This window comes from Dysosmobacter welbionis, assembly GCF_005121165.3.
Classification (GTDB): domain Bacteria; phylum Bacillota; class Clostridia; order Oscillospirales; family Oscillospiraceae; genus Oscillibacter; species Oscillibacter welbionis.
The window spans coordinates 2,892,636-2,917,587 of record NZ_CP034413.3 but is presented as its reverse complement, the minus strand read 5'-3'; the positions used below and the strand labels follow the sequence as shown (position 1 = coordinate 2,917,587).

The window sequence follows — 24,952 nt, the reverse complement described above, 5'->3', positions numbered from 1 at the left end:
GCCTGTTGGCAAACGTGGTATCGGTCAACATCAGCGAGCGGAAGGGGGAGCAGAAGCACCCCGTCCCGGAAATCCAACTAAAGTTCCGCCACGGCATCGTGGGGGACGCCCACGCCGGGGACTGGCACCGGCAGATCTCCCTGCTGGCGGAGGAGAGCGTGGACACCATGCGGGCGAGCTGCCCCATCCCACTGGATCCGGGGGTGTTTGCGGAGAACATCAACACCGAGGGCATCGACCTGAAACACCTGCCGGTGGGCACCCATCTGCGGATCGGTGAGACGGAGGTGGAGGTGACCCAAATCGGCAAGGAGTGCCACAGCGACTGCGCCATCAAGCAGGCGGTGGGCAGGTGCGTCATGCCCACGGAGGGTATCTTCGCCGTGGTGGTCCGGGAGGGCGTGGTCCGTCCCGGCGATGAGATCGAGATTCTGGAGGCGGAAGCATGAAGCTGATACGGACGGAGGATGCGGTGGGCCATGTGCTGTGCCACGACCTGACCCAGATCATCAAGGACCAGTACAAGGATGCCCGGTTCCGCAAGGGCCATGTGGTGGCGCCGGAGGACATCCCGGTGCTGCTCGGCATGGGCAAGGAGCACCTGTACGTGTGGGAGATGACGCCTGGGATGCTCCACGAGGATGAGGGGGCGGAGCGCCTGCTGGCCCTGTGTGCCAACGAGAATATGGAGCGGAGTGGCGTCAAGGAGGGCAAGATCGAGCTGAAGGCATCCTGCGACGGGCTGTTCCTGGTCCGGTCGGAATCCCTGCGGGCGGTAAACGCCATCGATGAGCTGATGATCGCCACCCGGAAGGGGGTACAGCCGTCAAAAAAGGTGACAAGCTGGCGGGGATGCGGGTGATCCCCCTGATCATCGCGGAGGAGAAGCTGACAGCCGCCAAAGCGGCCGCCGGAGATACCCCCCTGCTGGAGCTACGGCCCTGGGTGCGAAAAACCGCCGCCATCGTGGCCACCGGCAGCGAGGTGAAGAAGGGATTGATCCAGGACACCTTCACTCCGGTGGTGAAGGACAAATTGAGCGCCTATGGCATCGAGACCATCTCCGTCTCCTATTCCGGCGATGGGGTGGAGAACGTGGCAGGCGCCATCTCCCAAGCCCGGCAGACTGGGGCGGAAGTCATCCTCTGCACCGGGGGTATGAGCGTGGACCCCGACGATAACACCCCCGGCGGGATCAGGCAGAGCGGGGCGAAGATCGTCACCTACGGCGCCCCGGTGCTTCCCGGCGCTATGTTCCTGCTGGGCTACTACGATGACGGCACCCCCGTCATGGGCCTGCCTGGCTGCGTCATGTACGCCGGGGCCACCATCTTCGACCTAGTGCTGCCCTGGGTGGCGGCGGATGTAAGCGTCACCAAGGAGTGGATCGTCTCCCTGGGGGAGGGCGGCCTGTGTCTCGGCTGCCAGCCCTGCCGCTGGCCCATCTGCCCCTTTGGAAAGTAAAAATCAGCCCGCGCCGGAGCGTCCGGCGCAGGTTTTTTCCATCCGTTATCCTCATTTGAATATCACGTCAGTTTGACACCGGACTTGCAAAGCCGGGTTCAACATATTATCATCAAGAAAGGAAGATTTCGCCATGAAAAAGCTTTTCTCCCTCGTTCTGGCCCTGTCCATGGCGCTGGCCCTGACCGCCTGCAGCGGCAGTGCGGACACCGACAGCACCACAGACGACACCACAGAGACCACCGCCGAACCGGTAGAGCTGCACGTCTTTGCCGCGGCCTCCATGCAGGAGTCCCTGGATCAGGTCATCGAGGCCTACAAGGCCGTGGCTCCGGAAGTCGCCGTCGTGGCGACTTATGACTCCTCCGGCACCCTGAAAACCCAGATCCAGGAGGGAGCCGACTGTGATGTGTTCATCTCCGCCGCTCCCAAGCAGATGAACCAGTTGGACGCCGAGGGCGGCGAGGAGAACACCGAGGGCCTGGACCTGGTGAATAGCGCCACCCGCCTGGACCTGCTGGAGAACAAGGTGACCCTGGCCGTTCCCGAGGGCAACCCCAAGGGCATCGAGTCCTTTGACCAGCTGGCGGAGCTGCTGGCCAGCGGCGATGTGTTCCTGGCCATGGGCAACAGCGACGTTCCAGTGGGCCAGTACACCCAGAAGATCTTCACCTACTACGGTCTGAATGAGGAGACCCTGGCCAGTTCCGGCGTGCTGACCTACGGCTCCAACGTGAAGGAGGTCACCACCCAGGTCTCTGAGGGCACCGTGGACTGCGGCGTGATCTACGCCACCGACGCCTTCTCCGCCGGTCTGACCGTGGTGGACGAGGCCACCGCTGAGATGTGCGGCCAGGTGATCTACCCCGCCGCCGTCATGAAAAACAGCGCCAATCCCGATGCTGCCAAGGCCTTCCTGGACTTCCTGTCGACCGACGAGGCCATGGCCTGCTTCGAGGCGGTAGGCTTCAGCCCCATGGTGTGAGTTCAAGCAGATTGGAAATAGGCGTCTGATAAGGCTGGATCGTTTAAAATGCTTTCTGACAGCCCTTGATCCCCTCATTCCAAACTCCGGATTTCTTATTTTCCAAAGGAACCTTATGGCCTGGTCCCCTCTTTACAACTCATTGCGGATCGCCGCCATCGTTCCCATTGGGACTTGGCTCAATGGGAGCCCTTGATTTGATTTTGCTCGACCAGGCAAAGCCCGGCCTCTCCAAGGTTTTGCTTTGCAAAACGCTTGTACGCCGCTTCTGCGGCGGCCCGCCTCTGGCGGGTCGGGATGGCAGACGCCCCCTTTCCCCAGGAGGTTTTTTGAAATGGACTGGTACCCTCTCTACAACTCATTGCGGATCGCCGCCATCGTTCCCATTGGGCCTTGGCCCAATGGGAGCCCTTGATTTGATTTTGCTCGGCCAGGCAAAGCCCGGCCTCTCCAAGGTTTTGCTTTGCAAAACGCTTGTACGCCGCTTCTGCGGCGGCCCGCCTCTGGCGGGTCGGGATGGCAGACGCCCCCTTTCCCCAGGAGGTTTTTTGAAATGGACTGGTACCCTCTCTACAACTCATTGCGGATCGCCGCCATCTCCACGGTGGCGGTATTCTTCCTGGGGATCCTGGCGGCGTACTACATCGCCAAGCTGCCCCGGCTGGTGAAGGGCGTGCTGGATGTGGTGCTGACCCTGCCCCTGGTGCTGCCGCCCACCGTGGTGGGCTGGCTGCTGCTGGTGCTGCTGGGGCCCAACCGCCCCATCGGCGCCTGGGTGCAGGCCCACTTCGGCCTGAGGCTGGTGATGACCTGGTGGTCCGCTGTCTTTGCCACGGTGGTGGTGGCCTTCCCCCTGATGTACCGTACCGCCCGGGGGGCCTTTGAGAGCTTCGATCCTACGCTGGCGGAAGCTGCGGCGACCCTGGGCCGGTCCAATATCTGGATCTTCTGGCGGGTGCGGATGCCCGTGTGCCGCCAGGGCATCCTGGCGGGGACTGTGCTGGCCTTTGCCCGGGCTCTGGGGGAGTATGGTGCCACCTCCATGATCGCCGGCTACACCCCCGGCCGCACCGCCACCATCTCCACCACCGTCTATCAGCTCTGGCGGACCGACAATGACACAGAGGCCCTCCGCTGGGTGCTGGTGAACATTGCCATCTCCGCTGTATTCCTGTTGGCAGTGAACCTGCTGGAAGCCCGCCAGAAACGGGCCGGAAAAGGGGGCAGACGGTAATGGCGCTTTCCGTGGACATCCGAAAGGCCCTGGGAAATTTTCATCTGGCGGTCCAGTTTGACGCCGGGGATGAGACGCTGGCCCTGCTGGGGGCCTCGGGGTGCGGCAAGTCTGTGACCCTCAAGTGCATCGCCGGCATTCTGACGCCGGACGAGGGACACATCGAGCTGGACGGTGTTACCCTTTACGACAGCGCCTCCAGAATCAACCTGCCGCCCCAGCGGCGGCAGGTCGGGTACCTGTTCCAGCAGTACGCTCTGTTCCCCAACATGACGGTGCGGCAGAACATCGCCGCAGCCGTGCGGGACAAGGCCCGCCGCCAAACAGAGGTGGCGGAGAAGCTGCGGCAGTTCCGGCTGGAGGCCGTGGCAGACCAGAAGCCGGGGCAGCTCTCCGGCGGGCAGCAGCAGCGGTGCGCCCTGGCCCGAATCCTAGCGTCGGAGCCCACGGCCATCCTGCTGGACGAGCCCTTCTCCGCCCTGGACAGCTACCTGAAATACCAGCTGGAACTGGAGCTGGCAGAGACACTGGGCGGATTCCCGGGCACGGTGCTGTGGGTCTCCCATGACCGGGGGGAGGTGTTCCGGAACTGCCGCCGGGTGTGTGTCATAGACCGGGGCAGATCCCAGCCTGTGACCACCCTGGGGGAGCTGTTCCGCAGCCCCGGCACAGAGGCCGCTGCCCGGCTCTCCGGCTGCAAGAACTATGCCGACGCCCGGCCAAGGGAGGATGCGGTGTTTCTTCCGGACTGGGGACTGACGCTCTCCTGCAGCCGTCCGGTGCCGGAGGGCGTCTGCCGGATCGGCATCCGGGCCCACCATGTTCAGCTGGCCGGTCCCGGGGCGGAAAACGCCTTCTCCTGCACGGCAGTAAAGGTGGTGGAGGACGTGTTTTCCACCATCGTGCTGCTGCGGCCGGAGGGCGCGGCGCCGGAGGCGCCCCTGCTGCGGATGGAGCTGGACAAGGACAACTGGCAGGCGGTGCCGGACAAGGACCGCCTCACCGTCTCCGTTCCGCCGGAGGCCATTCTGCTGCTGGAATCGTGAAGGAGTGATCTACCATGTTCAAAGCCGCTGTCCTGACCGTCAGCGACCGGAGTTTCCGGGGAGAGCGCCCTGACGCGGGCGGGCCTCTGGTTGTGGAAATTCTGAAAAACGCCGGGTACGCGGTGACGGAGACCGCCATTGTCCCGGACGAGAAGGGCCGGATCGAGGCTGCCCTGCGGCAGTGGTGCGACCGGGAGCCGGTGGATCTCATCGTCACCACCGGAGGCACCGGCTTCGCCCCCCGGGATGTGACGCCGGAGGCCACCCTCGCCGTGTGTGACCGGCTGACCCCCGGCATTCCGGAGGCCATGCGCTACGCCTCCATGCAGGTGACGAACCGGGCCATGCTGTCCCGGGCCGCGGCGGGCATCCGGAAGGGGACGCTCATCGTGAATCTCCCCGGCTCTCCCAAGGCGGCCAGGGAAAACCTGGAGGCCGTCCTCCCCGCGCTCGCCCACGGGCTGGAGATGCTCTCCGGACGGCCCGCCGACTGCGCCGGGCTGACGGACTGACCTGCTTTTCAAACAAACGCCGGCCTCTATATGAGGCCGGCGTTTTGCCATTCAGTCTGTGGAGGGTCGGGACGCTCTCCCCTGTTTCTCCAATTCCTCCCGCACCAGATCCGCCAGGGTGAAGCGGTCTACATATTCGTTCACGGCCGCATACAGGCCCGTCCAGAAGTCCAGGGTCGGGCAGACGCCGCACCGCTCGCAGGCGTTCTCCTCCGTCTCCAGGCAGGCCACCGGGGCCAGATTTCCCTCTGTCAGCCGGAGGATACTGCCCAGGGTATACTCCTCCGGCGCTTTCGTCAGACGATATCCCCCCAGGGCGCCACGCCCGCTGCGGAGGAATCCCGCCTTTCCCAGCAGACCCGCGATCTGCTCCAGATACTTCATGGAAATGCCCTGCCGGGCGGCCACATCCTTCAAGGAGACGAACTCCTCCCCGCCGTGGACCGCCACATCGATCATCAGGCGCAGGGCGTACCGCCCCTTGGTCGAAATCTTCACGAAACCGCCTCCTTTTCTGTCCCATCTATTTTGCCACAGGCGCTTCCGGAATGCAAGAGACCGCTTGGATTTTCCCCGCCCCGCCGGCACCGGAAATTGACAACCGTCCGCTTTTCCCGTACAATAAAAACAACTTTTGAGCGTTATGGAGAGGAGTACCGATCATGGATTACGCAAAGGAATCCCTGCGCCTGCATTCCGAGTGGAGGGGCAAGCTGGAGGTGACGCCCCGGGCCCAGGTGGACAGCAAGGAGGCGCTGTCCCTGGCCTACACCCCCGGCGTGGCCCAGCCCTGCCTGGAGATCCAGAAGGACATCAGCAAGAGCTACGAGCTGACCCGCCGGTGGAACACCGTGGCGGTGGTCACCGACGGCTCCGCCGTCCTGGGGCTGGGAGACATCGGCCCGGAGGCGGGGATGCCCGTCATGGAGGGCAAATGCGTCCTGTTCAAGGCCTTCGGCGGCGTGGACGCCATTCCCCTGTGCGTCCGCAGCCACGACGTGGACGAGATCGTGAACACCGTGGCCCTGCTGGCCGGGTCCTTCGGCGGCGTGAATCTGGAGGATATCGCCGCCCCCCGGTGCTTTGAGATTGAGCGGAAGCTGAAGGAGCGGTGCGACATCCCCATCTTCCACGACGATCAGCACGGCACCGCCGTCATCACCCTGGCGGGGCTCACCAACGCCCTGAAAGTGGTGGGCAAGCGGCTGGAGGATGTCCGAATCGTTATCAACGGTGCCGGCGCCGCCGCCGTCTCCATCACGAAGCTGCTGCTCTCCGCCGGGGCAGGGGACGTGACCCTCTGTGACCGGAAGGGCGCCATCTACGCCGGCCGCAGCGACGGCATGAACTGGATCAAGGAGGAGATGGCCCAGGTGACGAATCCGGAGAAGCGGACCGGCTCCCTGGCGGACGTGCTGGCGGGAGCCGATGTGTTCATCGGCGTGTCCGCCCCCGGCGCCGTGACCAAGGAGATGGTGCAGACCATGAACGCTGGAGCCGTCATCTTCGCCTGCGCCAACCCCACGCCGGAGATCTTCCCCGACGACGCCAAGGCCGGCGGTGCGGCGGTGGTGGCCACCGGCCGCAGCGACTATCCCAACCAGATCAACAACGTGCTGGCCTTCCCCGGCATCTTCCGGGGCGCCCTCGATGCCCGGGCCAGCGACATCAACGACGCTATGAAGATCGCCGCCGCCCATGCCTTGGCGGAGCTAGTGGGAGACGACCTCTCTGCCGACTATATCATCCCCGCCGCCTTCGATCCACGGGTACGGGACGCGGTGGCCTCCGCTGTGGAGCAGGCCGCCCGCGCCTCCGGCGTGGCCAGAGTCTGAGTCCTCCGCTGCTGTTCACGTATGCAGAAGGCCCCGGCTGTCCTTTTGGACAGCCGGGGCCTTTTTCGTCAGGTTCAAATGTCCACGCTGGGGACCGCTTTCACCTCTCCGTCGTGGGGGCCCTCCCGGAACCAGCGGACGATCTCATCCAGCGCCTCCTCCCGGACAAAGTCGCCGCCGTGCTGAAAGATCTCCGCCATCCGGCGCTCCTGGTCCGTGGCGGCCTCTCCCCGGGCCTGCACCTGACGGACAACGGAGCCGGCCATGGGCTTCATCATCATGCGATAGAAAAAGCCCAGCTTCTCCGGTGCGTAGCCGCCCTGGAGATAGAACAGCCGCCCGCCGCTGTCGCTGTATCCCCCGTTGATCCGGGCCTCGGTCCAGAGGTCGCCGTTCCCCTGAGGCGAGACCCCTACAATGGCTGCCCCCCGGATGGTATAGCGGTCCATGGCGCTCTGGAGGCCCTTCACCGTGCCGGCCATCAGCCAGCCCATGTAGAAGATCTCCTCGCCCCGCCGCAAGCTCTTTCCGGCCTCCTTCAGGCTGTATGCCGGCACGCCGGTCCTTTCCGCCAGCATCTGGGCATACCGCTGGGTGTGCCCGGTCTGGGATGTGTAGACAATGGCTTTCATCGCTTCCCCTCCTTGTGGAACGGCGGTGGGCCGCCGGATTCATGGCTTTATTATATACGCATTCCGCCCCGGAGGCAAGGACCTGTTCCGCCGCCGGGGATTTTCAGGTCTATCCCGGCCGCGGCTCTCATAAGGTGTACCATCACGACCGAGAGGTGGACAACATGACGACTCAGACCCGCAACGAGGTGCTGCTGGAGGGGATTGCTCTGGAGGCGCCTGCACTCTCCCATGAAAACCACGGCACCCGGTTTTATCGCTTTCCCCTGCAGGTGCCCCGGCTCTCCGGCACTCCGGACACGCTGCCGGTGCTGGTGCCGGAGGCCCTGCTGACTGCGGTGCGGCTGGAGGACCCGCTCCGGGTCCGGGGGCAGCTGCGGTCCTTCAACAACCGCTCCGGCGTTGGGAATCGGCTGGTGCTGACGGTGTATGCCCAAGCCATGGAACCCGGGTCCGGAGAGCCCTGCAACCGCATTCTGCTCTCCGGCGCCCTGTGCAAGCCCCCCATCTTCCGCCGCACCCCTCTGGGCCGCAGCATCTGCGACCTGATGCTGGCGGTGAGCCGCCGGTACGGCCGGGCGGACTATCTGCCGGTGATTGCCTGGGGACAGCTGGCGGTCCAGGCGGCCCGGCTCCAGGTGGGGGACACGCTCAGCCTGGAAGGCCGGGTCCAGAGCCGGACCTACCGCAAGGTCCTGGAGGACGGCACCGCCCAGGAACGGGTGGCCTACGAGGTCTCCGCCATGCACCTGCTGGAGCCGGAGGCGGCAGAGTAAGCCACCCGCCGGGCCGCCGCAGCGACGATCATGGCCCCGCAGGCCGCGCCCAGCAGCACCCAGCCCTCGCCCCCGGCCAGCTGCTCCAACAGGACCCCGTAGAGAGCCTGCCCCGCCGGCTGGGCGCATAGGGAGACGGTCAGCAGCAGAGATACCACCTTCCCCACCAGCGTGGCCGGCGTCTGAGCCTGAATGTGGGCCAGCATGGTCACGGTGAACAGCGCGGCGCAAGCCATCAGAACGAAGCCCGCAGCCGTCAGCACAGCAAAGGCCGCGACAGCCCCCACGCCTGCCAGCAGGCAGAGCCCCATGGGGATGAGGCAGACCCCGCAGGCCAGCAGCGTCAGCCAGGACCGGCGGACTGTCAGCCGGGGACCCAGCAGTCCCGCTGTCAGGCCCCCGGCCAGGCTCCCTGCCGCCATGGCGGTCTGGTTGAGGCCGTACCAGGTGTCCCCCAGCACCAGGGTCTGTTTGATGAGCACCGGCATACTCACCACCAGCAGCGCGCTCAGCAGCAGGTTGAAGGCGCTGACCAGGGCGATGTACTTCAGGATCTCCGGCCGTTCCTGCCAGAGGAAGGTCCCGCTCTCCGCCAGATCCGCTCTGGCGGTCTGCCAGACGCTGGCTCCAGTGTGTCTTGGCGTATGGGGGATATGGATGAACAGTTCCATCACCGCCGAAGCAAAAAAGCAGGCGGAGGCCCCCGCCAGGACCGGTGTCACGCCGAAGGCACCGTAAACCAGGCTCCCCAGCAGCGGTCCCAGCAGGCTGGACAGGGCGCTGACCTGGTTGATGACGGCGTTGCCGTCCACCAGCCGATCCGGCGGGCACAGCAGGGGCATGCTGGCCTGCACCGCCGGCTGGTATGCCCCGGAGATACCATACAGCAACATCATGGCCGCCACCAGCACCGGCACCAGGGGCAGATGTCCCAAGGCCAGCGCCGTCAGGGCCACCAGGGCGCAGGTGAAGAAGTCCAGCGCCACCATGATCCGCTGCTTATGGAGACGGTCCGCCACCACGCCGCCCAGGGGCGTCAGCACCACCATGGGCACGAACGCCGCGGCGGAGCACAGGCCGAACAGGCTCCGGGAACCGGTGACGTCCAGCAGATACAGCGGCAGGACGAATCGCAGCACGGCGTTACCCAGCAGGGAGATGATCTGTCCAATCACCACCAAGGTGAAGTCCCGGTGAAACAGCTTTTCCCGCATCTCAATTCCTCCTCCCGTTCTCTCCTGCCAGCAGGGCCAGACCCAGCAGCCACAGACAGGCGGCCAGGTCCTGGGGCAGGAGCCGATCAGTTTGTCTCATACGCTCCTCCTTTTCATACATTTGGTTGGTATGTATTTATGTGAAAAAGAAGCTGCCCTGTCGGGCAGTTTCTTCTGTTGTTTACAGCCGTTCCTGGGACAGGCGGCAAAATCGCTCCCACTGATTCAACAGCTCCTGATCCAGCAGGTCCAGGCCCATGCTCCGCAGCATCTGGTCGTATAGCTCCATGCGGCGGCGGGTCTTCTCCGGCGTGGCAGGGTAGATCATGGGATTCAGCCACACGTTTGACAGGAGAAGCAGCAGCTCCCCCAGTTCCTCCGGGTAGTCCGTCCGGATGGAGCCGTCCGCCACCGCCTCCCGCAGGACGGGCTCCATGTAGTTGGGCAGGACCTCCCCGATCATGCTCTCCAGCAGGATGCTCATCAGCTTGGGGTTCTTCAGCATATTGGGCGCCAGCACGAACAGGTCCGTCTGGTCCGAGTTCTCCAGGGATGCCCGGAACATCTTCTGCAGCTTCTCCGCTCCGGTCAGGCCGGGATCGTCCCGGACCGTCCGCATCCAGGCCTCCGTCTGCTCTCCCATCCGGTCCGCGATGGCAAGGAGGATCTCCTCCTTGCCCTTGAAGTGGTGGTAGATGGCCCCCTTGGTCAGTCCTCCCAGATTGTCAATGATGTCCTGGAGGGTGGTGTGCTCATATCCCTTTTCCATAAACAGCTTCGCGGAGACCGCCAGGATCTTTTCCACCGTCTCCTCCGGGTGCTTGTTTCGGGCCATACCGGTCCCCCCTTATATACATACCATCAGTATGTTTTGTTTATACCATGTCTAACGTCCCCTGTCAAGGCCGTTTTCCGAAAAAGCACTGAAGCTTCGGTCCAGGCGGAGCTTCATTTGGTGCAGAAGCCGAAGGTCCCCCGCATGTCGAACAAAAACGCCAGAAAGCTTTTGGGATAGTCGATGAACTCCCCCCGGTCCACCATGTCCAGGATTTCCGGCAGCTCCGCCCAACGGGCCCGGGCCACCTCCTCCTTTTGGAGCGTCAGCTCCTCCAGGCCAAGGTCCCGCTCCACCAGGAAGAAGTCATCAAAGCCGCCGTCGAAGTTCACGGTGCAGGAGGGCCGCACTCCCGTCAGGTCCAGGGCCACGCCCAGCTCCTCCCGGAACTCCCGCTCCGCCGCCTGGCGGCTGGTCTCTCCGGCATCCACGCCGCCGGCGGCAGACACATCCCATGCCTCCGGCCAGACGGCCTTTTCCCGAGACCGCTGCTGGATCAGCAGGCGGCCCCGGCTGTCGAACACGCAGATATGGACCACCACCCGGTATTCTCCCTCCCCCTTGGGGGCGTAACGCTCCGCCGTCCGGCCCAGAGGGAGCCGGTTCTCGTCGTACAAATCCACCATTTCCATTGCAAAGTGCCTCCCTGCCGCCCGTTGCGGTCTTGTTTTCCACTCTTTATCTTGACCGCCCCGCTCCCCGCTGTCAAGAGGATTCTTCCGTGTTTCCCGGAAGATGTGGCAAATCCCTCTTTACAGCGGCCGGAAAACCCGGTATGATGGCGCCATGACTTCATATTCAGGAGGATGTCCCCATGGGCTTTTCCATTGAGACCAGCGTATCCGCCGTCACTGTCTTTCTGCAGGGCGCGCTGAGCTTCTTCTCCCCCTGCGTGCTGCCGCTGGTGCCGCTGTACGTCAGCTATCTGGCCGGCGGCGCCGCTGTGGTGGGCGAGGACGGCGTCCGCCGCTATCCCCGGGGAAAGATCTTCCTCAATACCCTCTTTTTCGTGGTGGGCATCAGCTTCGCCTTCTTCCTGCTGGGGCTGGGCCTCACCGCCCTGGGGGAGTTCTTCCACAACTACCAAGTGTGGTTCGCCCGGGCCAGCGGCGTCATCATCCTGCTGTTCGGCCTGTACCAGCTGGGGCTGGGCAAGCGGACCATGCTGCTGGAGCAGGAACACCGCCTCCCCTTCCATCTGAACAAACTGGCTATGAACCCGGCGGTGGCCCTGGTGATGGGCTTCACCTTCAGCTTCGCCTGGACGCCCTGCGTGGGCCCCACCCTCAGCAGCGTCCTGCTGATGGCCTCCTCCGCAGAGTCCTCCGCTGCGGGATTTCTGCTGATCGGCGTGTACACCCTGGGCTTCGTACTACCCTTCCTGGCAGTGGGACTCTTCACCGGCACGGTGCTGGATTTCTTCAAGTCCCACCAGAATGTGGTGCGCTACACGGTGAAGATCGGCGCGGTGCTGCTGATCGTCATGGGCATCCTGACCCTCACCGGCGCCACCGGCGGCATCTCCGCAGATCTGGCTGCCGGCTCCGGCACGGTGCAGGAAGAGCCCGCCGGGAACAGCGGCGAAGAGGCGGCCCCCTCCGGCGATTCTCAGGAGGAGCACAGCGGGGCGGACAGCCAGGAGATCCCCGTGGTCCCCGCTCCGGACTTCACCCTGACGGACCAGTACGGCCAGTCCCACACCCTCTCGGACTACCAGGGGAAGACGGTGTTTCTGAACTTCTGGGCTACTTGGTGCGGCCCCTGCAAGATGGAGATGCCGGACATCCAGGCCCTGTATGAGGACTGGGACGAGAACGCCGGGGAGCTGGTGGTGCTGGGCGTGGCCGGGCCCAATATCGGCCAGGAGGGCAGCGCCGAAGACATCACCGCCTTCCTGGAGGAAAACGGCTACACCTATCCCGTGGTGATGGACGAGACGGGCACGCTCTTCTACCAGTACGGCATCAGCGCCTATCCCACCACATTCATGATCGACACGGAGGGCAACGTCTTCGGCTACGTCCAGGGCGCCGTCAGCCGGGAGGTCATGGACGACATCGTGGAGCAGACCAGGACCGGGCAGCGCAGATGATCCATCCAGGCCGCCGGGGCCGCACATTCGCGGTTCCGGCGGCTTTTTCCCGTGCTGCGGAGAGCGCTTGCAAAAAAGTTGTAAACCTGCGGCAATTTGTGTTAGAATCAAATTCGTACCGCGGCCCGCTCCGGCGGCGCGGCACCCCGATAGATAGAAAGAGAAGGGGGACGCCTATGGCGCATAACGATTCTTTTGATGAACCGCGATTTGAAGCCCTCTACCGGAAGCTGTATCCGGACCTGCTCCGCTGTGCGGAGATCGCCCTGCGGACTGGCGGAAGCTGGTACGTCTCCGTCGCCGGGCGTGCGGAAGAGGTGGTGCAGGAGCTGTTCGCCTTCGCTTGGGAGCATCAGGCAGATCTTTGGAGCAGCGCCTCGCCCACGGGATGGCTGTACCGGGTCCTGCGCTATAAGGTCCTGGAGCTCCTGAAAGAGGACCGCTTCTGGCGGAAGCACCTGATCCGGGCCGCCGGCGAGATGCCCGCTTCTCCGGAGGATGATTTCCAGCAGCGGGCGGAGATCACCAGCATCCTCACGCCGGAGGAGTACGAGATCCTGCGGAAGCTCTATCTGGAGAAGTACACCTACGAGGAGCTGGCGCGGGAGATGGGGTTGAAGAAGTCCGCCCTGGCCATGCGGGTCAAGCGTTCAAAGGAGCGGTTCGTCAAACAGTGGAACCGGCACTAAAAGTTTTTTCGCCGCCCCTGTGAACAAGCGGGGCCGAAACGGTCATTATAGATACAGAGGAGGTTCCCGGAGATGCCATCAGATCGAAATACGGCGTATCCTTTCCTGGAACAAATGCGCACCGAAGAGCTGGAGGCTCTGCTCCAGCAGGAATTCACGGCTGCGGACGGCGGTGAGCCGGACGTGGACTACATCATGGCGATTATGGAGGTGATGAAGCAGCGGGATGCGAATCCCCCGGCGGCGGAGGTCGACGTGGACGCCGCATGGCGGGATTTCAAGGAAAATTATCAAGGACAGGCTTCTGCCTATGAGACTGAGGTCCTCCCGGAACGTGACTCATCCCATCTTGACCAAATCACCTCCCCTTCCCCCAAAAAGAAAAGCCGCCGGATTCTGCGGGCAGCCGTCATCACGGCCGCGTGCATTGTGATTCTGTGCGGCGCTGCCTCCGCCTTTGGGTTCGACATCCTCCAGGCGTTCGCGGACTGGACCGCGGAGACCTTTGGATTTGTGACGCCGGGGCAGGAGGAAGCAGAAGCGCCGCAGGATGATCCGTATAATACTCTGCGTTTAGCGGTTTCTGAAAGAACTGATCTCCCAGTTGTTCCCACATGGTTTCCAGAAGATACAGAACTAGTCGGAAGCATTAGTGTTGTTGAACAAATTGGTATGATCAGACTCCAAGGAACATTCGAAAACAGTCAAGAGCAATTTACAATTCGAATTCAAATTTATGACTCTGTACCAGAAAAATACGATGATACATATCAAATTGATAGTAACTCATTCGAACTTTATGAGGTGGACGGGATTACTTATTATTTAATGAGTAATAATGATACAAACAGTGTAGCTTGGTTGAATGGGGTGGTCGAAGGGCACATTCAAGGCCACGTTTCTTTTGATGGATTGAAAAAGATGGTCGATTCTATACAATAGGGGTAGTCTTCACATGAAGCAGAAATTCATTCGTTTAATTATTTTTACTTTGACTTTTGTAATACTTCTGGGTACAGTATCTGCAAGTGCTCAATCTCAAAGAGCTAGCGATTATTTTTCATATACGAGAGTTGTGGCAACTCCTTTAGGAGATGGTGAATTTGCCGTAGAATTTGACATCAATGCCACTCATATTATGGATAGACTTGGTGCTACAGAGATTGTAATTTGGGAACGCCAAAGCAATGGTTCTTATGAAGATGTAAAAACATATACAAGTGGTCTAATTGATACGAATACTTCAGCCGCATATAGAAGAGTGGACTACCAGGGCACACCCGGCGTGCGTTACTATGCAACGGTTGCGCTCTATGCAAAAGACAGTTCCGGCAGCGAAACCCTTTACAGCAACACATCCGTCATCACCGCCTAAACCGAAAACAAATCGGGGGAAGCAATGCTTCCCCCGGTTCTTTTTTACACCGTCGGATATTCGCCGTCCCACAGCACCTTGCGGAACTTCATGGGATCCGTGTTGCCCTCCGTGGAGAACAGCAACACCTGGCTGAACCGGTCCAGGCCGATGGCCTCCCGCAGGTCCTGGTACTCGTCCGTCTCCATCAGGGCCGCGATCAGGCCCATGCCCACCGCGCCGGACTCGCCGGAGATCACCGTGGGGTCGCCCTTCACCGGCACGCCCAGCATCCGCATGCCCCGGGCGCTGACCCAGTCCGGGCAGGAGACGAAGGCGGAGACATGGTTGCGCAGAATGTCCCAGGAGAGGATGTTGGGCTCTCCGCAGGCCAGGCCCGCCATGATGGTCTTGAGATCGCCTTCCACGATCCTCGGCTGTCCATCCCCTGCCAGGGCGCCCTGGTACAGGCAGTCCGCCGCCCGGGCCTCCATCACCACGAAGGTGGGGGGATCGTTGGGGAACAGGTTGGTGAAATATCCGATCACTGCTCCGGCCAAACTACCCACACCGGCCTGCACGAACACGTGAGTGGGGCGGTTGATCCCCACCTGCCGCAGCTGCTCCGCCGCCTCATTGGCCATGGTGCCGTAGCCCTGCATGATCCAGGCGGGGATCTCCTCGTACCCTTCCCAGGCGGTGTCCTGCACCACCACGCCGTGCTTGGTCTCGGCGGCCTCCGCCGCAGCCATGCGGACGCAGTCGTCGTAGTTGACTTCCTCGATGGTGACCTGGGCGCCCTCCTTGGCGATATTCTCATACCGGGCCTGGCTGGAGCCCTTGGGCATGTGGACCACTGCCTTCTGGCCCAGCTTGTGAGCCGCCCAGGCCACGCCCCGGCCGTGGTTGCCGTCCGTGGCGGTGAAGAAGGTGGCGTGGCCGAACTCCTGGCGGAATGCCTCGCTGGTCAGGTAGTCGTAGGTCATCTCGCTGACGTCCCTGCCCATCTCCTTGGCGATGTACCGGGCCATGGCGAAGGAGCCGCCCAGCACCTTGAAGGCGTTGAGGCCGAAGCGGAAGGACTCATCCTTCACGAACAGGCCGCCCAGGCCCAGGTACTTGGCCATGCCGTCCAGCCGGGCCAGAGGCGTGATGGAATACTGGGGAAAGCTGCTGTGGAAGAATCGAGCCTTGGCCACGTTCCCCAGGGACATGATGGAAAGCTGCCGGTCGTCGCTCTTGGGCATCCGATTGGCGACCCATTTGATCGAATCTCTCATAATCCTCACCATACAAAATTTTTTAGTTTCACAAATTTTTTGTTAGATTTCATATTCATCATACCATAGTTCCCCCGGTTGTCAAGGGGTTTTCCGGATTCCACGGCATTTTTTCACAGCCGAAAATTCCCCTCTTGACAAATACCCCCAGGGGTATATAGTAGGTCTCAGAAAGAATACCCCCGGAGGGTATCTCTCCGGCAGATTGGAGGTTCCTATGCGAGAAGAAAAATACGACATCTCCGGGATGCACTGCGCCGCGTGCAGCGCGTCCGTGGAGCGGGTCACCCGGAAGCTGCCCGGCGTGGAGCGCAGCGAGGTGAATCTCACCACCGGTATCATGACCATTGCATACGATGAAAGTCAATGCACCCAGGAGCAGATCGTGGCCAAGGTGGAGAAGGCAGGCTTCGGCGCCGCCCTGCACCTGGAGCACCCGGCCCCCGCCACGGTCCAGAATGCTGAGGATGCAGAGACCGCCGCCCTGAAGCGGCGGAAGATCGAGCTGATCGCGGCGGCGGTGTTCTCCGCGGTGCTGCTGTATGTGTCCATGGGGCAGATGCTGCCTTTCGGGCTGCCAGCTCTGCCCCTGCCGGACCTCTTCTCCATGCACACCCATCCCATGAATTTTGCGGTGCTGCAGCTGATCCTGGCCGTGCCGGTGCTGTACTGCGGCCGGAACTTCTTCCAAGGGGGCTTCAAGTCCCTCTTCCACGGCAACCCCAACATGGACTCCCTGGTGGCCATCGGCTCCGGCTGCTCCTTTGCGTACAGCCTGGTGATGACCTTTCTGATCTCCGACGATCCCAGCTACGTCCACAATCTCTATTATGAGTCCGCCGCCGTGGTGCTGACTCTGGTGTCCCTGGGCAAGTTCCTAGAGAGCCGGAATATGCAGAAGACCAAAGGCGCCATCACCGCCCTGATGCAGCTGTCCCCGGATACCGCCATCCTGGCGGACACGGGCCGGGAGGTGCCCACCAGCCAACTGAAGGTGGGCGACGTGGTGCTGGTGAAGCCCGGCGCCCGGGTCCCGGCGGACGGCACCGTCACCCAGGGCGAGAGCAGCGTCAATGAGGCCATGCTCACCGGCGAGAGCCTGCCGGTGGAGAAGGCCGTGGGCAGCGAGGTCATCGGCGGCAGCGTCAATGAGAACGGCGTGCTGTACGTCCAGGTGACCCGTACCGGCGACGACTCCACCCTCTCCCGCATCATCCGGTTCGTGGAGGACGCCCAGGGCCGGAAAGCCCCGATCTCCAAGACCGCCGACAAAGTGGCCGGTGTGTTCGTGCCGGTGGTCATGGGCATCGCGCTGCTGGCCGCCGTCATCTGGGCCATCGCCGGGCAGCCCTTCTCCTTTGTGCTGCGGGTGTTCACATCGGTGCTGGTCATCGCCTGCCCCTGTGCCCTGGGGTTGGCAACTCCCACCGCCATCATGGTAGGCACGGGCCTGGGGGCCAAGCATGGTATCCTGATCCGCTCCGGCGAGATTCTGGAGATCACCCACAGCGTGGACACGGTGGTGCTGGACAAGACCGGCACCGTCACCGAGGGCACCCCCGCCGTGACGGAGGTCCTCCCCCATCGGTGTGAGGCATCCGACCTGCTGTCCGCCGCGGCGGCGGTGGAGGCGGTGTCCGCCCATCCCCTGGCAAACGCCATCACCGCCTACGCCCAAGAGCATGGCTACGGCGGCACCGTCCGGCCGGAGAGCTTTGAGAACCTGTCTGGCCGGGGCCTGAAGGCCGTGCTGGGCGGCGAGACCGTCCTGGCCGGCAACCGCCGATTGCTGGAGGAGCACGGCGTGGACGTCTCCTCTCTGGCATCTGATGCGGAGCGCCTCTCCGCCCAGGGCCAGACCCCCATGTACTTCGCCAGGGGCGGCACCCTGCTGGGCCTGATCTCTGTGGCCGATCCGGTGAAAGAGACCAGCGCCGCCGCCATCCAGAAAATGCGCGGGCAGGGCATCCGGACCGTGCTGCTGACCGGCGACAACCGGGCGGCGGCGGAGCACATCGGTTCCCTGGTGGGTGTGGACGAAGTCATCGCCGAGGTGCTGCCAGAGGAGAAGGCCGGCGTGGTGGAGCGGCTCCAGTCTCAGGGCCGCAAGGTGATGATGGTGGGCGACGGCATCAACGACGCCCCAGCCCTCACCGCCGCCACCGTGGGCTGCGCCATCGGCAGCGGCAGCGACATCGCCATCGAGTCCGCGGACATTGTGCTGATGCGCTCGGACCTGCAGGATGTACCCCGGGCCATCCGGCTCTCCCGGCTGACCCTGCGGGACATCAAGCAGAATCTCTTCTGGGCCTTCTGCTACAACACCATCGGTATCCCCATCGCGGCGGGCCTGCTGTTCGCCTTCGGCGGCCCTCTGCTGTCCCCCATGTTCGCGGGGGCGGCCATGAGCCTCAGCTCCGTCTGCGTGGTAGGCAACGCATTGCGGCTGGGCCGGGCCAAACTGTGATTTGACGGGAAACGGGAAAAAGGAGTATTCTATATGGAAGATCAGACTTTGCAAGCAGTCCCCGCCGCCGAGGCACCGGCGGAGGAGACAGCGGCAGGCTGTCCCTGCCGCCACAAGCACCGGGAGGCCCCGGAGTACGACTCCCTGATCCGGCGGCTGAACCGGATCGAAGGCCAGGTCCGAGGCGTCCGGGGCATGGTGGAAAAAGAGTGCTACTGCACGGACATCCTCACCCAGGTCTCCGCCATCCAGTCGGCGCTGAACGCCTTTTCCCGGGAGCTGCTCAGCAACCATATTCACTCCTGCGTGGTGCAGGACATCCAAAACGGACATCTGGAGGTCGTGGACGACCTTCTGGTCACCATTCAAAAACTGATGAAATGAAAAGGAGCACTCAATATGACTACGATTTCTGTCCCTGATATGATGTGTGAGAACTGCGTCAAGCGCATCACCAACGCCCTCACCGCCGCGGAGCTGAAGTTCTCTGTCTCTCTGGACACCAAGACTGTCACCGTCGACGGCTGTGACAACTGCGTCAAGACAGCCGTCAGCGAGCTGGAGGATCTGGGCTTCACGCCGGAGGTCCGCTGAATCCCTTGAAAACAGAGGGGGTTCCCCAACAGGTCCCGCGTCTGAACAGACAGGCGCGGGGCCTGTTTTTTTGCGTCGGTTTTATGTCACCAATTTGTTACTTTTTTTATTTTTTCTCCAGACTTTTGCACAGCTCGACCGCGTTGTTTTTCTGCAAAGTGGGAGACATAACACCGTAACCCCCACAAAAACTTGACAAAAGTGGGAAGCCGGTGTATACTAGCCCCAGTTTTCCAATCGGTAACAAAAGTTACAAGTTGTTTTCATTCAGGAAAACACCGAGGTATAGACCTTCCAAAACCAGGGAAGACTGGCATGGAAGACCTTTTCTGAGGAGGTATCTGATTTTGAACACACATGCTTTTGAGAAAAAGCTGCACAGCCTCAAGGCCCGGTTCGGTCTGCAGCTCTTTGTGCTGGCCGCCGTTGTCTGCACCAGCTGGATCGTCACCGATCACGCAAACGCCGTGTATATTCTCACCGGTCCAGAGGACGCCGCCATCGTGCTGAACGAGGAGGAAGTCCGGGAGGGCGAGATGTCCTCTCAGCTGGTGTACCTCTCCAGCGGCCAGAGTGGCTATGACATGGCCCTGACCGCCGGACAGGAGGTCACGGTCACGCACGACGGCAGCACCGTCACCGCCAAGGCCCGCAGCGAGACTGTGGCAGAGCTGCTGGAACGGCTCCACATCACCCCCAGTCCCCTGGAGATGGTAGCCGTGGATCTGGACGAGGACAGCGCCGAGCTGACCATTGCCTCCGAGCTGACCTATTACGACCAGGTGGAGGAGCCCGCCACCTACGAGACAGTGCGGGTGGCCAATCCCTCCCTGCCCAAGGGCACGGAGAAGGTGGTCCAGGAGGGCGCCGACGGCGTCCGCACCTCCATCTATGAGGTGGTCTGGTCCGGCGGCGAGGAGATCTCCCGCCAGTTCGTGGAGGAGCTGGAGAGCACCGCCGTGAATGAAGTCGTGGAGTACGGCACCGCCGTCGCTTCCACCAGGGCGGGCGTCGCCAGCGTCTCTAAAAACGCCGACGGCAGCGGCATCCTGACCCTGACAGACGGCACCACTCTGAACTTCTCCGGCGTGAAGTCCATGACCGCCACCGCTTACACCGCGGGCCACGGCGGCGCTGACTACACCACCGCCACCGGCACTCTGGTCAAGGTGGGCACCGTGGCTGTGGACAAGAACGTTATCCCCCTGGGCACTAAGATGTATATCGTGGCGGCCGACGGCTCCGTGGTCTACGGCACCGCCGTGGCGGCGGATACTGGCGTGCGGGGAAATATCGTGGACCTGTACTACGACACCTATCAGCAGTGCATCAACTTCGGACGGCGGACGTGCAATGTCTATATCCTGGAGTGATGAAACTGCCCGCAGAGGCACATTCTGAAAAGAGGTCCCCCGCCAAAAGCGGGGGACCTCTTTTCAATCGCGCTCACAGCCGCTCCAGCAGGGGTGGAAGCTCCGGCAGGGCCCCGATGGTATAATCCGCCGGGATGTCCGGCCGGGGCGGCAGGTACTGGGGATTGTACCAGCAAGACCGCAGGCCGACGTTCCGGGCGCCCCGGATGTCGGAGGTCAGGCTGTCCCCCACCATCATGGCCTCCGCCGCATCAAAGTCCGGGATCGCCGCAAAGCAGGCGTGGAAGAAGGCCGGGCTGGGCTTATAGGCCCCCATCTGTTCGGAGATGAAGATGTTTTGGAAATAGCGGGCGATGCCTGCGCTCTCGATCCGGCTGTTCTGGACCTCGGGAGTGCCGTTGGTGGCCAGATACAGCTCATATCTTGTGTGCAGGGCCTCCAGCAGTTCCTGGGCGCCGGGCACGAAGAAGTGGCCCTGGGCCAGTTGTTCCTCATAAAGCTGGCAGACCTCCTGCGGAGCAGCACGGACCCCCAGCTCATCAAACAGCAGCTGGAACCGCCGGACCAACACCTGGGGCCGGGTCAGCTTCCCCTCTTCCAGCAACTCCCACTGTCGGCGGTTCAGGACGTGATAACGGTCCAGAACGGCGTCCGTGGGGTCTACATGAAAGTGCCGCAGGGTCTGGGAGAGCGCCTGCCGCTCCGCCCGGTGGAAGTCCAGAATGGTGTCGTCCAGGTCCAGAAAAATGAATCGCATCTGCATCCCTCCTGGGGATTTTTTGATGCCACCAGTTTACCGGATCAGGCGGTATTTTGCAAGGACCATTCCCTCGCCGGGATGGGGTTGGCAGACCCGCAAAAATTTGATATACTGCTGAAGAAAGGCGGGATCAGGTATGAATCTCTGTGACTACAACACCATCCGGGACCTGCTGGCCCGGCATGGGTTCCATTTCTCCAAATCCATGGGACAGAACTTTTTGATCGATCCGGAGGTGCCCCGCCGGATCGCGGAGGCTTCCGGCGCGGACGCAGGCTGCGGCGTGCTGGAGATCGGCCCGGGCATCGGCCCCCTGACGGCGGAGTTGGCCCAGCGGGCCGGGAAGGTGGTGGCCGTGGAGCTGGACCGGGCCCTGCTGCCGGTGCTGGCGGAGACCATGGCCCCCTATCCGAATGTGGAGGTCGTGCCGGGGGACGTGCTGAAACTGGACCTCACGGCCATCACGGCAGAGAAGTTCCAGGGCCTCACGCCTATAGTCTGCGCCAACCTGCCCTACAACGTCACCTCTCCCATTCTGGAAAAGCTGGTGGAGTCCCCCTGCTTTACTGCCTTCACGGTGATGATCCAGCGGGAGGTAGCCCGGCGGCTGTGCGCCCCACAGGGCTCCTCTGAGGGCGGCTCCTTCTCCCTGTTCCTCCAGTACTACATGAAGCCGGAGCTGCTGTTCGACGTGCCGCCGGAGAAGTTTCTCCCCGCTCCCAAGGTGACCTCCGCCGTGATCCGCTGCGTCCGGCGGGAGCGGCCCGCCGTGGATGTAGCGGACGAGAGCTTTTTCTTCAAAGTGATGCGGGGCGGCTTCCTGCTGCGGCGCAAGACCCTGGCCAACAGCCTCTCCGCCGCCCTGCCGGGGATTCCCAAGGAATCCATCCAACAGGCCATCGCCGATATGGGCCTGCCTGCCGCCGTCCGGGGGGAACAGCTGACGCTTGAGGACTTCGCGGCCCTCTCCGCCGCGCTGGGGCGGGAGGCGGATGGAGATTGACTTTATCTCCCGCACCGTGTATGATATTGATACGAAAAATGCCCCTCCGCCGCGCCGGCTGGAAGATTATTCAGAAACGAGGTCATTCAAATGGCAACCATTGATCTGAGTAAATATGGTATTACTGGTACCACGGAAATTATCCGCAATCCCTCCTATGAGTTCCTGTTTGAGGAGGAGACCAAGGCCGGCCTGGAGGGCTATGACAGGGGACAGGTCACCGACCTGGGGGCCGTCAACGTCATGACCGGCATCTACACCGGCCGCTCCCCCAAGGACAAGTTCATTGTGATGGACGACACCTCCAGGGATACCGTGTGGTGGACCTCCGACGAGTTCAAAAACGACAACAAGCCCGCCTCTCAGGAGGCTTGGGATGCCTGCAAGAAGCTGGCGCAGGAGCAGCTGTCCAACAAGCGTCTGTTTGTGATGGATGTGTTCTGCGGCGCCAACCACGACTCCCGCATGGCCATCCGCTTCATCATGGAGGTGGCATGGCAGGCCCACTTCGTCAAGAATATGTTCATCCAGCCCTCTGCTGAGGAACTGGAGAACTTCGAGCCTGACTTCATCTCCTACAACGCCGCCAAGGCCAAGGTGGAGAACTATCAGGAGCTGGGCCTGAATTCCGAGACCGCCGCCATCTTCAACCTCACCTCCCGGGAGCAGGTCATCCTGAACACCTGGTACGGCGGCGAGATGAAGAAGGGCATGTTCTCCATGATGAACTACTACCTGCCCCTGAAGGGTATGGCCTCCATGCACTGCTCCGCCAATACTGATATGAACGGCGAGAACACCGCCCTGTTCTTCGGCCTGTCCGGCACCGGCAAGACCACCCTGTCCACCGACCCCAAACGCCTGCTCATCGGCGACGACGAGCACGGCTGGGATGACAACGGCGTATTCAACTTTGAGGGCGGCTGCTACGCCAAGGTCATCAACCTGGACAAGGACGCCGAGCCCGACATCTACAACGCCATCAAGCGCAACGCCCTGCTGGAGAACGTGACTGTGGACGAGAACGGCCACTGCGACTTCGCCGACGACTCCGTCACTGAGAACACCCGCGTTTCCTATCCCATCGACCACATTGAGAAGATCGTGCGACCCGTGTCCGCCGGACCCGACGCCAAGAATGTGATCTTCCTGTCCGCCGACGCCTTTGGCGTGCTGCCCCCTGTTTCCATCCTGACCCCGGAGCAGACCCAGTACTACTTCCTGTCCGGCTTCACCTCCAAGCTGGCCGGCACCGAGCGGGGCATCACCGAGCCCACTCCCACCTTCTCCGCCTGCTTCGGCCAGGCCTTCCTGGAGCTGCATCCCACCAAGTATGGCGAGGAGCTGGTAAAGAAGATGCAGAAGTCCGGTGCCAAGGCCTACTTGGTGAACACCGGCTGGAACGGCACCGGCAGGCGCATCTCCATCAAGGATACCCGCGGCATTATCGACGCCATTCTGGACGGCTCTATTCTGACTGCTCCCACCAAGACCATCCCCTACTTCAACTTTGAGGTGCCCACCGCTCTTCCCGGTGTGGACCCCGCCATCCTGGACCCCCGGGACACCTACCCGGACGCCGGCGAGTGGGATACCAAAGCCAAGGATCTGGCCTCTCGCTTTGTGAAGAACTTCTCCAAGTATGCCGCCAACGAGGCGGGCAAGGCTCTGGTAGCTGCCGGCCCCAAGGCAGAGTAAGTAAAAAACGAAAAGCCAGATGAGGGCGCCGCGGAAGCAGCGCCCTCATCTGATGGAACACACTGCCGCTTGTTCCACACAGCCGCAAGGCCGCTCTGCAAATGCAGAGCGGCCTTGTTTTGCCAGTATAACAGGATTTTTACCGAATGTACTCCCCACACTCCGGGCAGTAGTGGGGAATGCCGCCCCGGGGATCCCAGTGTCCGCCGCAGTACGGACACCGGAAGAACAGCAGCGTCTGGAGAACATCCGCCATAACAACCACCGCTCCCGGCCACAGTAGCCATCCAATCTCCAGAAACACGCCGATGAGCATCAGGACGAATCCGGCAATCAGCCCCACCCACAGCAGCGTATAACTCTTCTTGTAGTCCATGGCCGCCCTCCGTTCAGTCCAGGGGCTTCTTGCAATAGGGGCAGGTTTTGGGCAGGGTCCGCTTGGGCAGATCCCGCTTGCAGTGGGGGCAGTGGTAGAAGAAATTCATCTGAAGCGTCCCAACCAGCACACAGATGATGCCCAGCACGCCGATGACGGTTCTGCCGGTGATCCCGCCGATCAGCATCACCAGAATGCCGCCGATGCCCAATATCCGCATCAGCCAATAGCTCGTCTTATAGTTCAAGCCTGTTCACCTTCTTTCCAACCGGGGCTCCGGGGTTTTTCAGGTCCGATCCGGGAATTTTTCGCAGAGCCGGTCCAGTTCGCCGATCAGCGCCTCCATCTCCTTCTGGTCCATGGTGCAGGTGATCTCAGCGGTGTCGTCCCCGTCCATGGTGTTGGGCAGATAGAAGGACACCACCACTTCAAAGGTCCCGTCTCCCAATGCCCGGGCGCCGACGGAGAAGTAAAAGTTCTCCTGAAAGTCACTGACGTACACATCCCGGATTCCAGCCTTCAGCACTTTCAGCCCGGCGCTCATGCTCTGGAGCTCGTGGGTCAGCAGGCAGCTGTTGGAATCCTTCACCACGTCTCCGTCCTCCTTGTTCCAAGTGGCCCGGAGCACCAGCCAGTTCCGGTCGTCACTGGTGGGGTCGCCGCCGTCCGGCGGAAATTCATAGTTCACGATATCCAGCCTCAGGCTGGACTCCTCATTGCGGAAGAGCATCTG

27 protein-coding genes and 1 pseudogene are annotated in these 24,952 nt (G+C 62.2%); 18 read left to right on the top strand and 10 right to left on the bottom strand.

The annotated features are described in order from the left end of the window. Positions 1-5: 5 nt before the first annotated feature. From EIO64_RS15245 to EIO64_RS15220, 6 genes and pseudogenes are all read left to right on the top strand, one after another. Positions 6-449 carry an MOSC domain-containing protein gene (locus tag EIO64_RS15245; RefSeq protein ID WP_025544848.1) on the top strand — a complete coding sequence of 148 codons (444 nt, stop codon included), beginning with the start codon at positions 6-8 and terminating at the stop codon, positions 447-449. Further along, positions 446-1,464 (top strand): annotated as a pseudogene (locus EIO64_RS15240) (molybdopterin-binding protein). The gene EIO64_RS15245 and the pseudogene EIO64_RS15240 overlap by 4 nt, the downstream one beginning before the upstream one ends. A 133-nt stretch (positions 1,465-1,597) precedes the next feature. Beyond that, positions 1,598-2,449, top strand: a complete 852-nt coding sequence (gene modA / locus EIO64_RS15235) for a molybdate ABC transporter substrate-binding protein (protein ID WP_136891571.1) — start codon at positions 1,598-1,600, stop codon at positions 2,447-2,449. Between the two features lie 553 nt (positions 2,450-3,002). After that, the gene (gene modB / locus EIO64_RS15230) at positions 3,003-3,683 is read left to right on the top strand and encodes a molybdate ABC transporter permease subunit (RefSeq protein ID WP_119310732.1); all 681 of its coding nucleotides are present in this window, start codon (positions 3,003-3,005) and stop codon (positions 3,681-3,683) included. Next, positions 3,683-4,729 (top strand): sulfate/molybdate ABC transporter ATP-binding protein, encoded by a 1,047-nt coding sequence (locus EIO64_RS15225; protein WP_136891570.1) that lies wholly within the window; start codon positions 3,683-3,685, stop codon positions 4,727-4,729. The genes modB and EIO64_RS15225 overlap by 1 nt, the downstream gene beginning before the upstream one ends. Before the next feature lie 14 nt (positions 4,730-4,743). Then, the gene (locus EIO64_RS15220) at positions 4,744-5,241 is read left to right on the top strand and encodes a MogA/MoaB family molybdenum cofactor biosynthesis protein (protein WP_021749836.1); all 498 of its coding nucleotides are present in this window, start codon (positions 4,744-4,746) and stop codon (positions 5,239-5,241) included. Positions 5,242-5,292: 51 nt separating this feature from the next. Here the strand turns inward: EIO64_RS15220 and EIO64_RS15215 are convergent, their stop codons facing one another. Continuing rightward, the gene (locus EIO64_RS15215) at positions 5,293-5,739 is read right to left on the bottom strand and encodes an RrF2 family transcriptional regulator (RefSeq protein ID WP_021749835.1); all 447 of its coding nucleotides are present in this window, start codon (positions 5,737-5,739) and stop codon (positions 5,293-5,295) included. A gap of 164 nt (positions 5,740-5,903) precedes the next feature. Between EIO64_RS15215 and EIO64_RS15210 the strand changes: the two genes are divergently transcribed. Further along, on the top strand, positions 5,904-7,076 hold the full coding sequence (locus EIO64_RS15210; protein WP_136891569.1) for an NAD(P)-dependent malic enzyme: 1,173 nt from the start codon (positions 5,904-5,906) through the stop codon (positions 7,074-7,076). 74 nt (positions 7,077-7,150) lie between these two features. Here EIO64_RS15210 and EIO64_RS15205 read toward each other — a convergent pair whose 3' ends face one another. Further along, positions 7,151-7,708 (bottom strand): hypothetical protein, encoded by a 558-nt coding sequence (locus tag EIO64_RS15205; RefSeq protein ID WP_025544844.1) that lies wholly within the window; start codon positions 7,706-7,708, stop codon positions 7,151-7,153. Between the two features lie 41 nt (positions 7,709-7,749). Between EIO64_RS15205 and EIO64_RS15200 the strand changes: the two genes are divergently transcribed. Beyond that, on the top strand, positions 7,750-8,484 hold the full coding sequence (locus tag EIO64_RS15200) for a single-stranded DNA-binding protein (protein WP_249390704.1): 735 nt from the start codon (positions 7,750-7,752) through the stop codon (positions 8,482-8,484). On the opposite strand, the gene EIO64_RS15195 is transcribed toward EIO64_RS15200, so the two are convergent. The 3 genes from EIO64_RS15195 to EIO64_RS15185 all read right to left on the bottom strand — a co-directional run bounded on the left by EIO64_RS15195 (position 8,436) and on the right by EIO64_RS15185 (position 11,165). Further along, entirely contained in the window at positions 8,436-9,698 is a 1,263-nt protein-coding gene (locus EIO64_RS15195; protein WP_136891568.1) for an MFS transporter, read from the bottom strand. The two genes, EIO64_RS15200 and EIO64_RS15195, sit on opposite strands and share 49 nt — an antisense overlap. Positions 9,699-9,879: 181 nt before the next feature. Further along, positions 9,880-10,533, bottom strand: a complete 654-nt coding sequence (locus EIO64_RS15190) for a TetR/AcrR family transcriptional regulator (protein WP_021749829.1) — start codon at positions 10,531-10,533, stop codon at positions 9,880-9,882. A gap of 113 nt (positions 10,534-10,646) precedes the next feature. Then, entirely contained in the window at positions 10,647-11,165 is a 519-nt protein-coding gene (locus tag EIO64_RS15185; protein ID WP_021749828.1) for an NUDIX hydrolase, read from the bottom strand. A 182-nt stretch (positions 11,166-11,347) separates the two neighbouring features. On the opposite strand from EIO64_RS15185, the gene EIO64_RS15180 reads away from it, so the two are divergent. The 4 genes from EIO64_RS15180 (at position 11,348) to EIO64_RS15165 (ending at position 14,689) form a co-directional block, all read left to right on the top strand. Further along, positions 11,348-12,625, top strand: a complete 1,278-nt coding sequence (locus tag EIO64_RS15180) for a redoxin domain-containing protein (protein ID WP_136891567.1) — start codon at positions 11,348-11,350, stop codon at positions 12,623-12,625. 176 nt (positions 12,626-12,801) lie between these two features. Further along, positions 12,802-13,314 carry an RNA polymerase sigma factor gene (locus EIO64_RS15175; protein WP_021749765.1) on the top strand — a complete coding sequence of 171 codons (513 nt, stop codon included), beginning with the start codon at positions 12,802-12,804 and terminating at the stop codon, positions 13,312-13,314. Between the two features lie 72 nt (positions 13,315-13,386). Then, a complete protein-coding gene (locus EIO64_RS15170) occupies positions 13,387-14,256 on the top strand; it encodes a DUF4367 domain-containing protein (RefSeq protein ID WP_136891566.1) in 870 nt (289 codons plus the stop codon). Positions 14,257-14,269: 13 nt separating this feature from the next. Continuing rightward, complete coding sequence (locus tag EIO64_RS15165; protein ID WP_136891565.1) at positions 14,270-14,689, top strand: hypothetical protein; 420 nt, start codon at positions 14,270-14,272, stop codon at positions 14,687-14,689. A gap of 44 nt (positions 14,690-14,733) precedes the next feature. Here the strand turns inward: EIO64_RS15165 and dpaL are convergent, their stop codons facing one another. Then, entirely contained in the window at positions 14,734-15,948 is a 1,215-nt protein-coding gene (gene dpaL, locus EIO64_RS15160; protein WP_119310724.1) for a diaminopropionate ammonia-lyase, read from the bottom strand. A 217-nt stretch (positions 15,949-16,165) separates the two neighbouring features. On the opposite strand from dpaL, the gene EIO64_RS15155 reads away from it, so the two are divergent. The 4 genes from EIO64_RS15155 to EIO64_RS15140 all read left to right on the top strand — a co-directional run bounded on the left by EIO64_RS15155 (position 16,166) and on the right by EIO64_RS15140 (position 20,382). Then, positions 16,166-18,415: a heavy metal translocating P-type ATPase gene (locus EIO64_RS15155; protein ID WP_136891564.1), complete on the top strand. Its 2,250-nt coding sequence runs from the start codon at positions 16,166-16,168 to the stop codon at positions 18,413-18,415. Positions 18,416-18,448: 33 nt separating this feature from the next. Continuing rightward, positions 18,449-18,799, top strand: a complete 351-nt coding sequence (locus EIO64_RS15150; protein WP_021749760.1) for a metal-sensing transcriptional repressor — start codon at positions 18,449-18,451, stop codon at positions 18,797-18,799. 15 nt (positions 18,800-18,814) lie between these two features. Beyond that, a complete protein-coding gene (locus EIO64_RS15145; protein ID WP_021749759.1) occupies positions 18,815-19,009 on the top strand; it encodes a heavy-metal-associated domain-containing protein in 195 nt (64 codons plus the stop codon). 347 nt (positions 19,010-19,356) lie between these two features. Next, positions 19,357-20,382 (top strand): G5 domain-containing protein, encoded by a 1,026-nt coding sequence (locus EIO64_RS15140; protein ID WP_136891563.1) that lies wholly within the window; start codon positions 19,357-19,359, stop codon positions 20,380-20,382. A gap of 73 nt (positions 20,383-20,455) precedes the next feature. On the opposite strand, the gene EIO64_RS15135 is transcribed toward EIO64_RS15140, so the two are convergent. After that, positions 20,456-21,139 (bottom strand): YjjG family noncanonical pyrimidine nucleotidase, encoded by a 684-nt coding sequence (locus tag EIO64_RS15135; protein WP_051319996.1) that lies wholly within the window; start codon positions 21,137-21,139, stop codon positions 20,456-20,458. Between the two features lie 139 nt (positions 21,140-21,278). On the opposite strand from EIO64_RS15135, the gene rsmA reads away from it, so the two are divergent. Then, positions 21,279-22,145, top strand: a complete 867-nt coding sequence (gene rsmA / locus EIO64_RS15130) for a 16S rRNA (adenine(1518)-N(6)/adenine(1519)-N(6))-dimethyltransferase RsmA (protein WP_136891562.1) — start codon at positions 21,279-21,281, stop codon at positions 22,143-22,145. Between the two features lie 90 nt (positions 22,146-22,235). Next, positions 22,236-23,843: a phosphoenolpyruvate carboxykinase (ATP) gene (gene pckA, locus EIO64_RS15125; RefSeq protein ID WP_136891561.1), complete on the top strand. Its 1,608-nt coding sequence runs from the start codon at positions 22,236-22,238 to the stop codon at positions 23,841-23,843. Positions 23,844-23,982: 139 nt separating this feature from the next. Here pckA and EIO64_RS15120 read toward each other — a convergent pair whose 3' ends face one another. Genes EIO64_RS15120 through EIO64_RS15110 form a run of 3 tightly spaced genes read right to left on the bottom strand, consistent with a single transcriptional unit; the run spans position 23,983 to position 24,949 of the window. After that, entirely contained in the window at positions 23,983-24,219 is a 237-nt protein-coding gene (locus EIO64_RS15120; protein WP_021749750.1) for a hypothetical protein, read from the bottom strand. 13 nt (positions 24,220-24,232) lie between these two features. Continuing rightward, positions 24,233-24,466 (bottom strand): hypothetical protein, encoded by a 234-nt coding sequence (locus tag EIO64_RS15115; RefSeq protein WP_025545071.1) that lies wholly within the window; start codon positions 24,464-24,466, stop codon positions 24,233-24,235. 39 nt (positions 24,467-24,505) lie between these two features. Next, the gene (locus EIO64_RS15110) at positions 24,506-24,949 is read right to left on the bottom strand and encodes a WapI family immunity protein (RefSeq protein WP_021749748.1); all 444 of its coding nucleotides are present in this window, start codon (positions 24,947-24,949) and stop codon (positions 24,506-24,508) included. Positions 24,950-24,952 lie beyond the last annotated feature (3 nt).

Bases quoted from the DNA above. Each gene is read 5' to 3' on its own strand.
- EIO64_RS15120 (WP_021749750.1), bottom strand. From the start codon at position 24,219: ATGGACTACAAGAAGAGTTATACGCTGCTGTGGGTGGGGCTGATTGCC.
- EIO64_RS15150 (WP_021749760.1), top strand. From the start codon at position 18,449: ATGGAAGATCAGACTTTGCAAGCAGTCCCCGCCGCCGAGGCACCGGCG.
- EIO64_RS15190 (WP_021749829.1), bottom strand. From the start codon at position 10,533: ATGGCCCGAAACAAGCACCCGGAGGAGACGGTGGAAAAGATCCTGGCG.
- modB (WP_119310732.1), top strand. From the start codon at position 3,003: ATGGACTGGTACCCTCTCTACAACTCATTGCGGATCGCCGCCATCTCC.
- EIO64_RS15210 (WP_136891569.1), top strand. From the start codon at position 5,904: ATGGATTACGCAAAGGAATCCCTGCGCCTGCATTCCGAGTGGAGGGGC.
- EIO64_RS15185 (WP_021749828.1), bottom strand. From the start codon at position 11,165: ATGGAAATGGTGGATTTGTACGACGAGAACCGGCTCCCTCTGGGCCGG.
- EIO64_RS15200 (WP_249390704.1), top strand. From the start codon at position 7,750: ATGGCTTTATTATATACGCATTCCGCCCCGGAGGCAAGGACCTGTTCC.
- pckA (WP_136891561.1), top strand. From the start codon at position 22,236: ATGGCAACCATTGATCTGAGTAAATATGGTATTACTGGTACCACGGAA.
- EIO64_RS15220 (WP_021749836.1), top strand. From the start codon at position 4,744: ATGTTCAAAGCCGCTGTCCTGACCGTCAGCGACCGGAGTTTCCGGGGA.
- EIO64_RS15165 (WP_136891565.1), top strand. From the start codon at position 14,270: ATGAAGCAGAAATTCATTCGTTTAATTATTTTTACTTTGACTTTTGTA.
- dpaL (WP_119310724.1), bottom strand. From the start codon at position 15,948: ATGAGAGATTCGATCAAATGGGTCGCCAATCGGATGCCCAAGAGCGAC.
- EIO64_RS15175 (WP_021749765.1), top strand. From the start codon at position 12,802: ATGGCGCATAACGATTCTTTTGATGAACCGCGATTTGAAGCCCTCTAC.
- EIO64_RS15145 (WP_021749759.1), top strand. From the start codon at position 18,815: ATGACTACGATTTCTGTCCCTGATATGATGTGTGAGAACTGCGTCAAG.
- EIO64_RS15225 (WP_136891570.1), top strand. From the start codon at position 3,683: ATGGCGCTTTCCGTGGACATCCGAAAGGCCCTGGGAAATTTTCATCTG.
- EIO64_RS15180 (WP_136891567.1), top strand. From the start codon at position 11,348: ATGGGCTTTTCCATTGAGACCAGCGTATCCGCCGTCACTGTCTTTCTG.
- EIO64_RS15205 (WP_025544844.1), bottom strand. From the start codon at position 7,708: ATGAAAGCCATTGTCTACACATCCCAGACCGGGCACACCCAGCGGTAT.
- EIO64_RS15155 (WP_136891564.1), top strand. From the start codon at position 16,166: ATGCGAGAAGAAAAATACGACATCTCCGGGATGCACTGCGCCGCGTGC.
- modA (WP_136891571.1), top strand. From the start codon at position 1,598: ATGAAAAAGCTTTTCTCCCTCGTTCTGGCCCTGTCCATGGCGCTGGCC.
- EIO64_RS15195 (WP_136891568.1), bottom strand. From the start codon at position 9,698: ATGCGGGAAAAGCTGTTTCACCGGGACTTCACCTTGGTGGTGATTGGA.
- EIO64_RS15135 (WP_051319996.1), bottom strand. From the start codon at position 21,139: ATGCGATTCATTTTTCTGGACCTGGACGACACCATTCTGGACTTCCAC.
- rsmA (WP_136891562.1), top strand. From the start codon at position 21,279: ATGAATCTCTGTGACTACAACACCATCCGGGACCTGCTGGCCCGGCAT.
- EIO64_RS15170 (WP_136891566.1), top strand. From the start codon at position 13,387: ATGCCATCAGATCGAAATACGGCGTATCCTTTCCTGGAACAAATGCGC.
- EIO64_RS15110 (WP_021749748.1), bottom strand. From the start codon at position 24,949: ATGCTCTTCCGCAATGAGGAGTCCAGCCTGAGGCTGGATATCGTGAAC.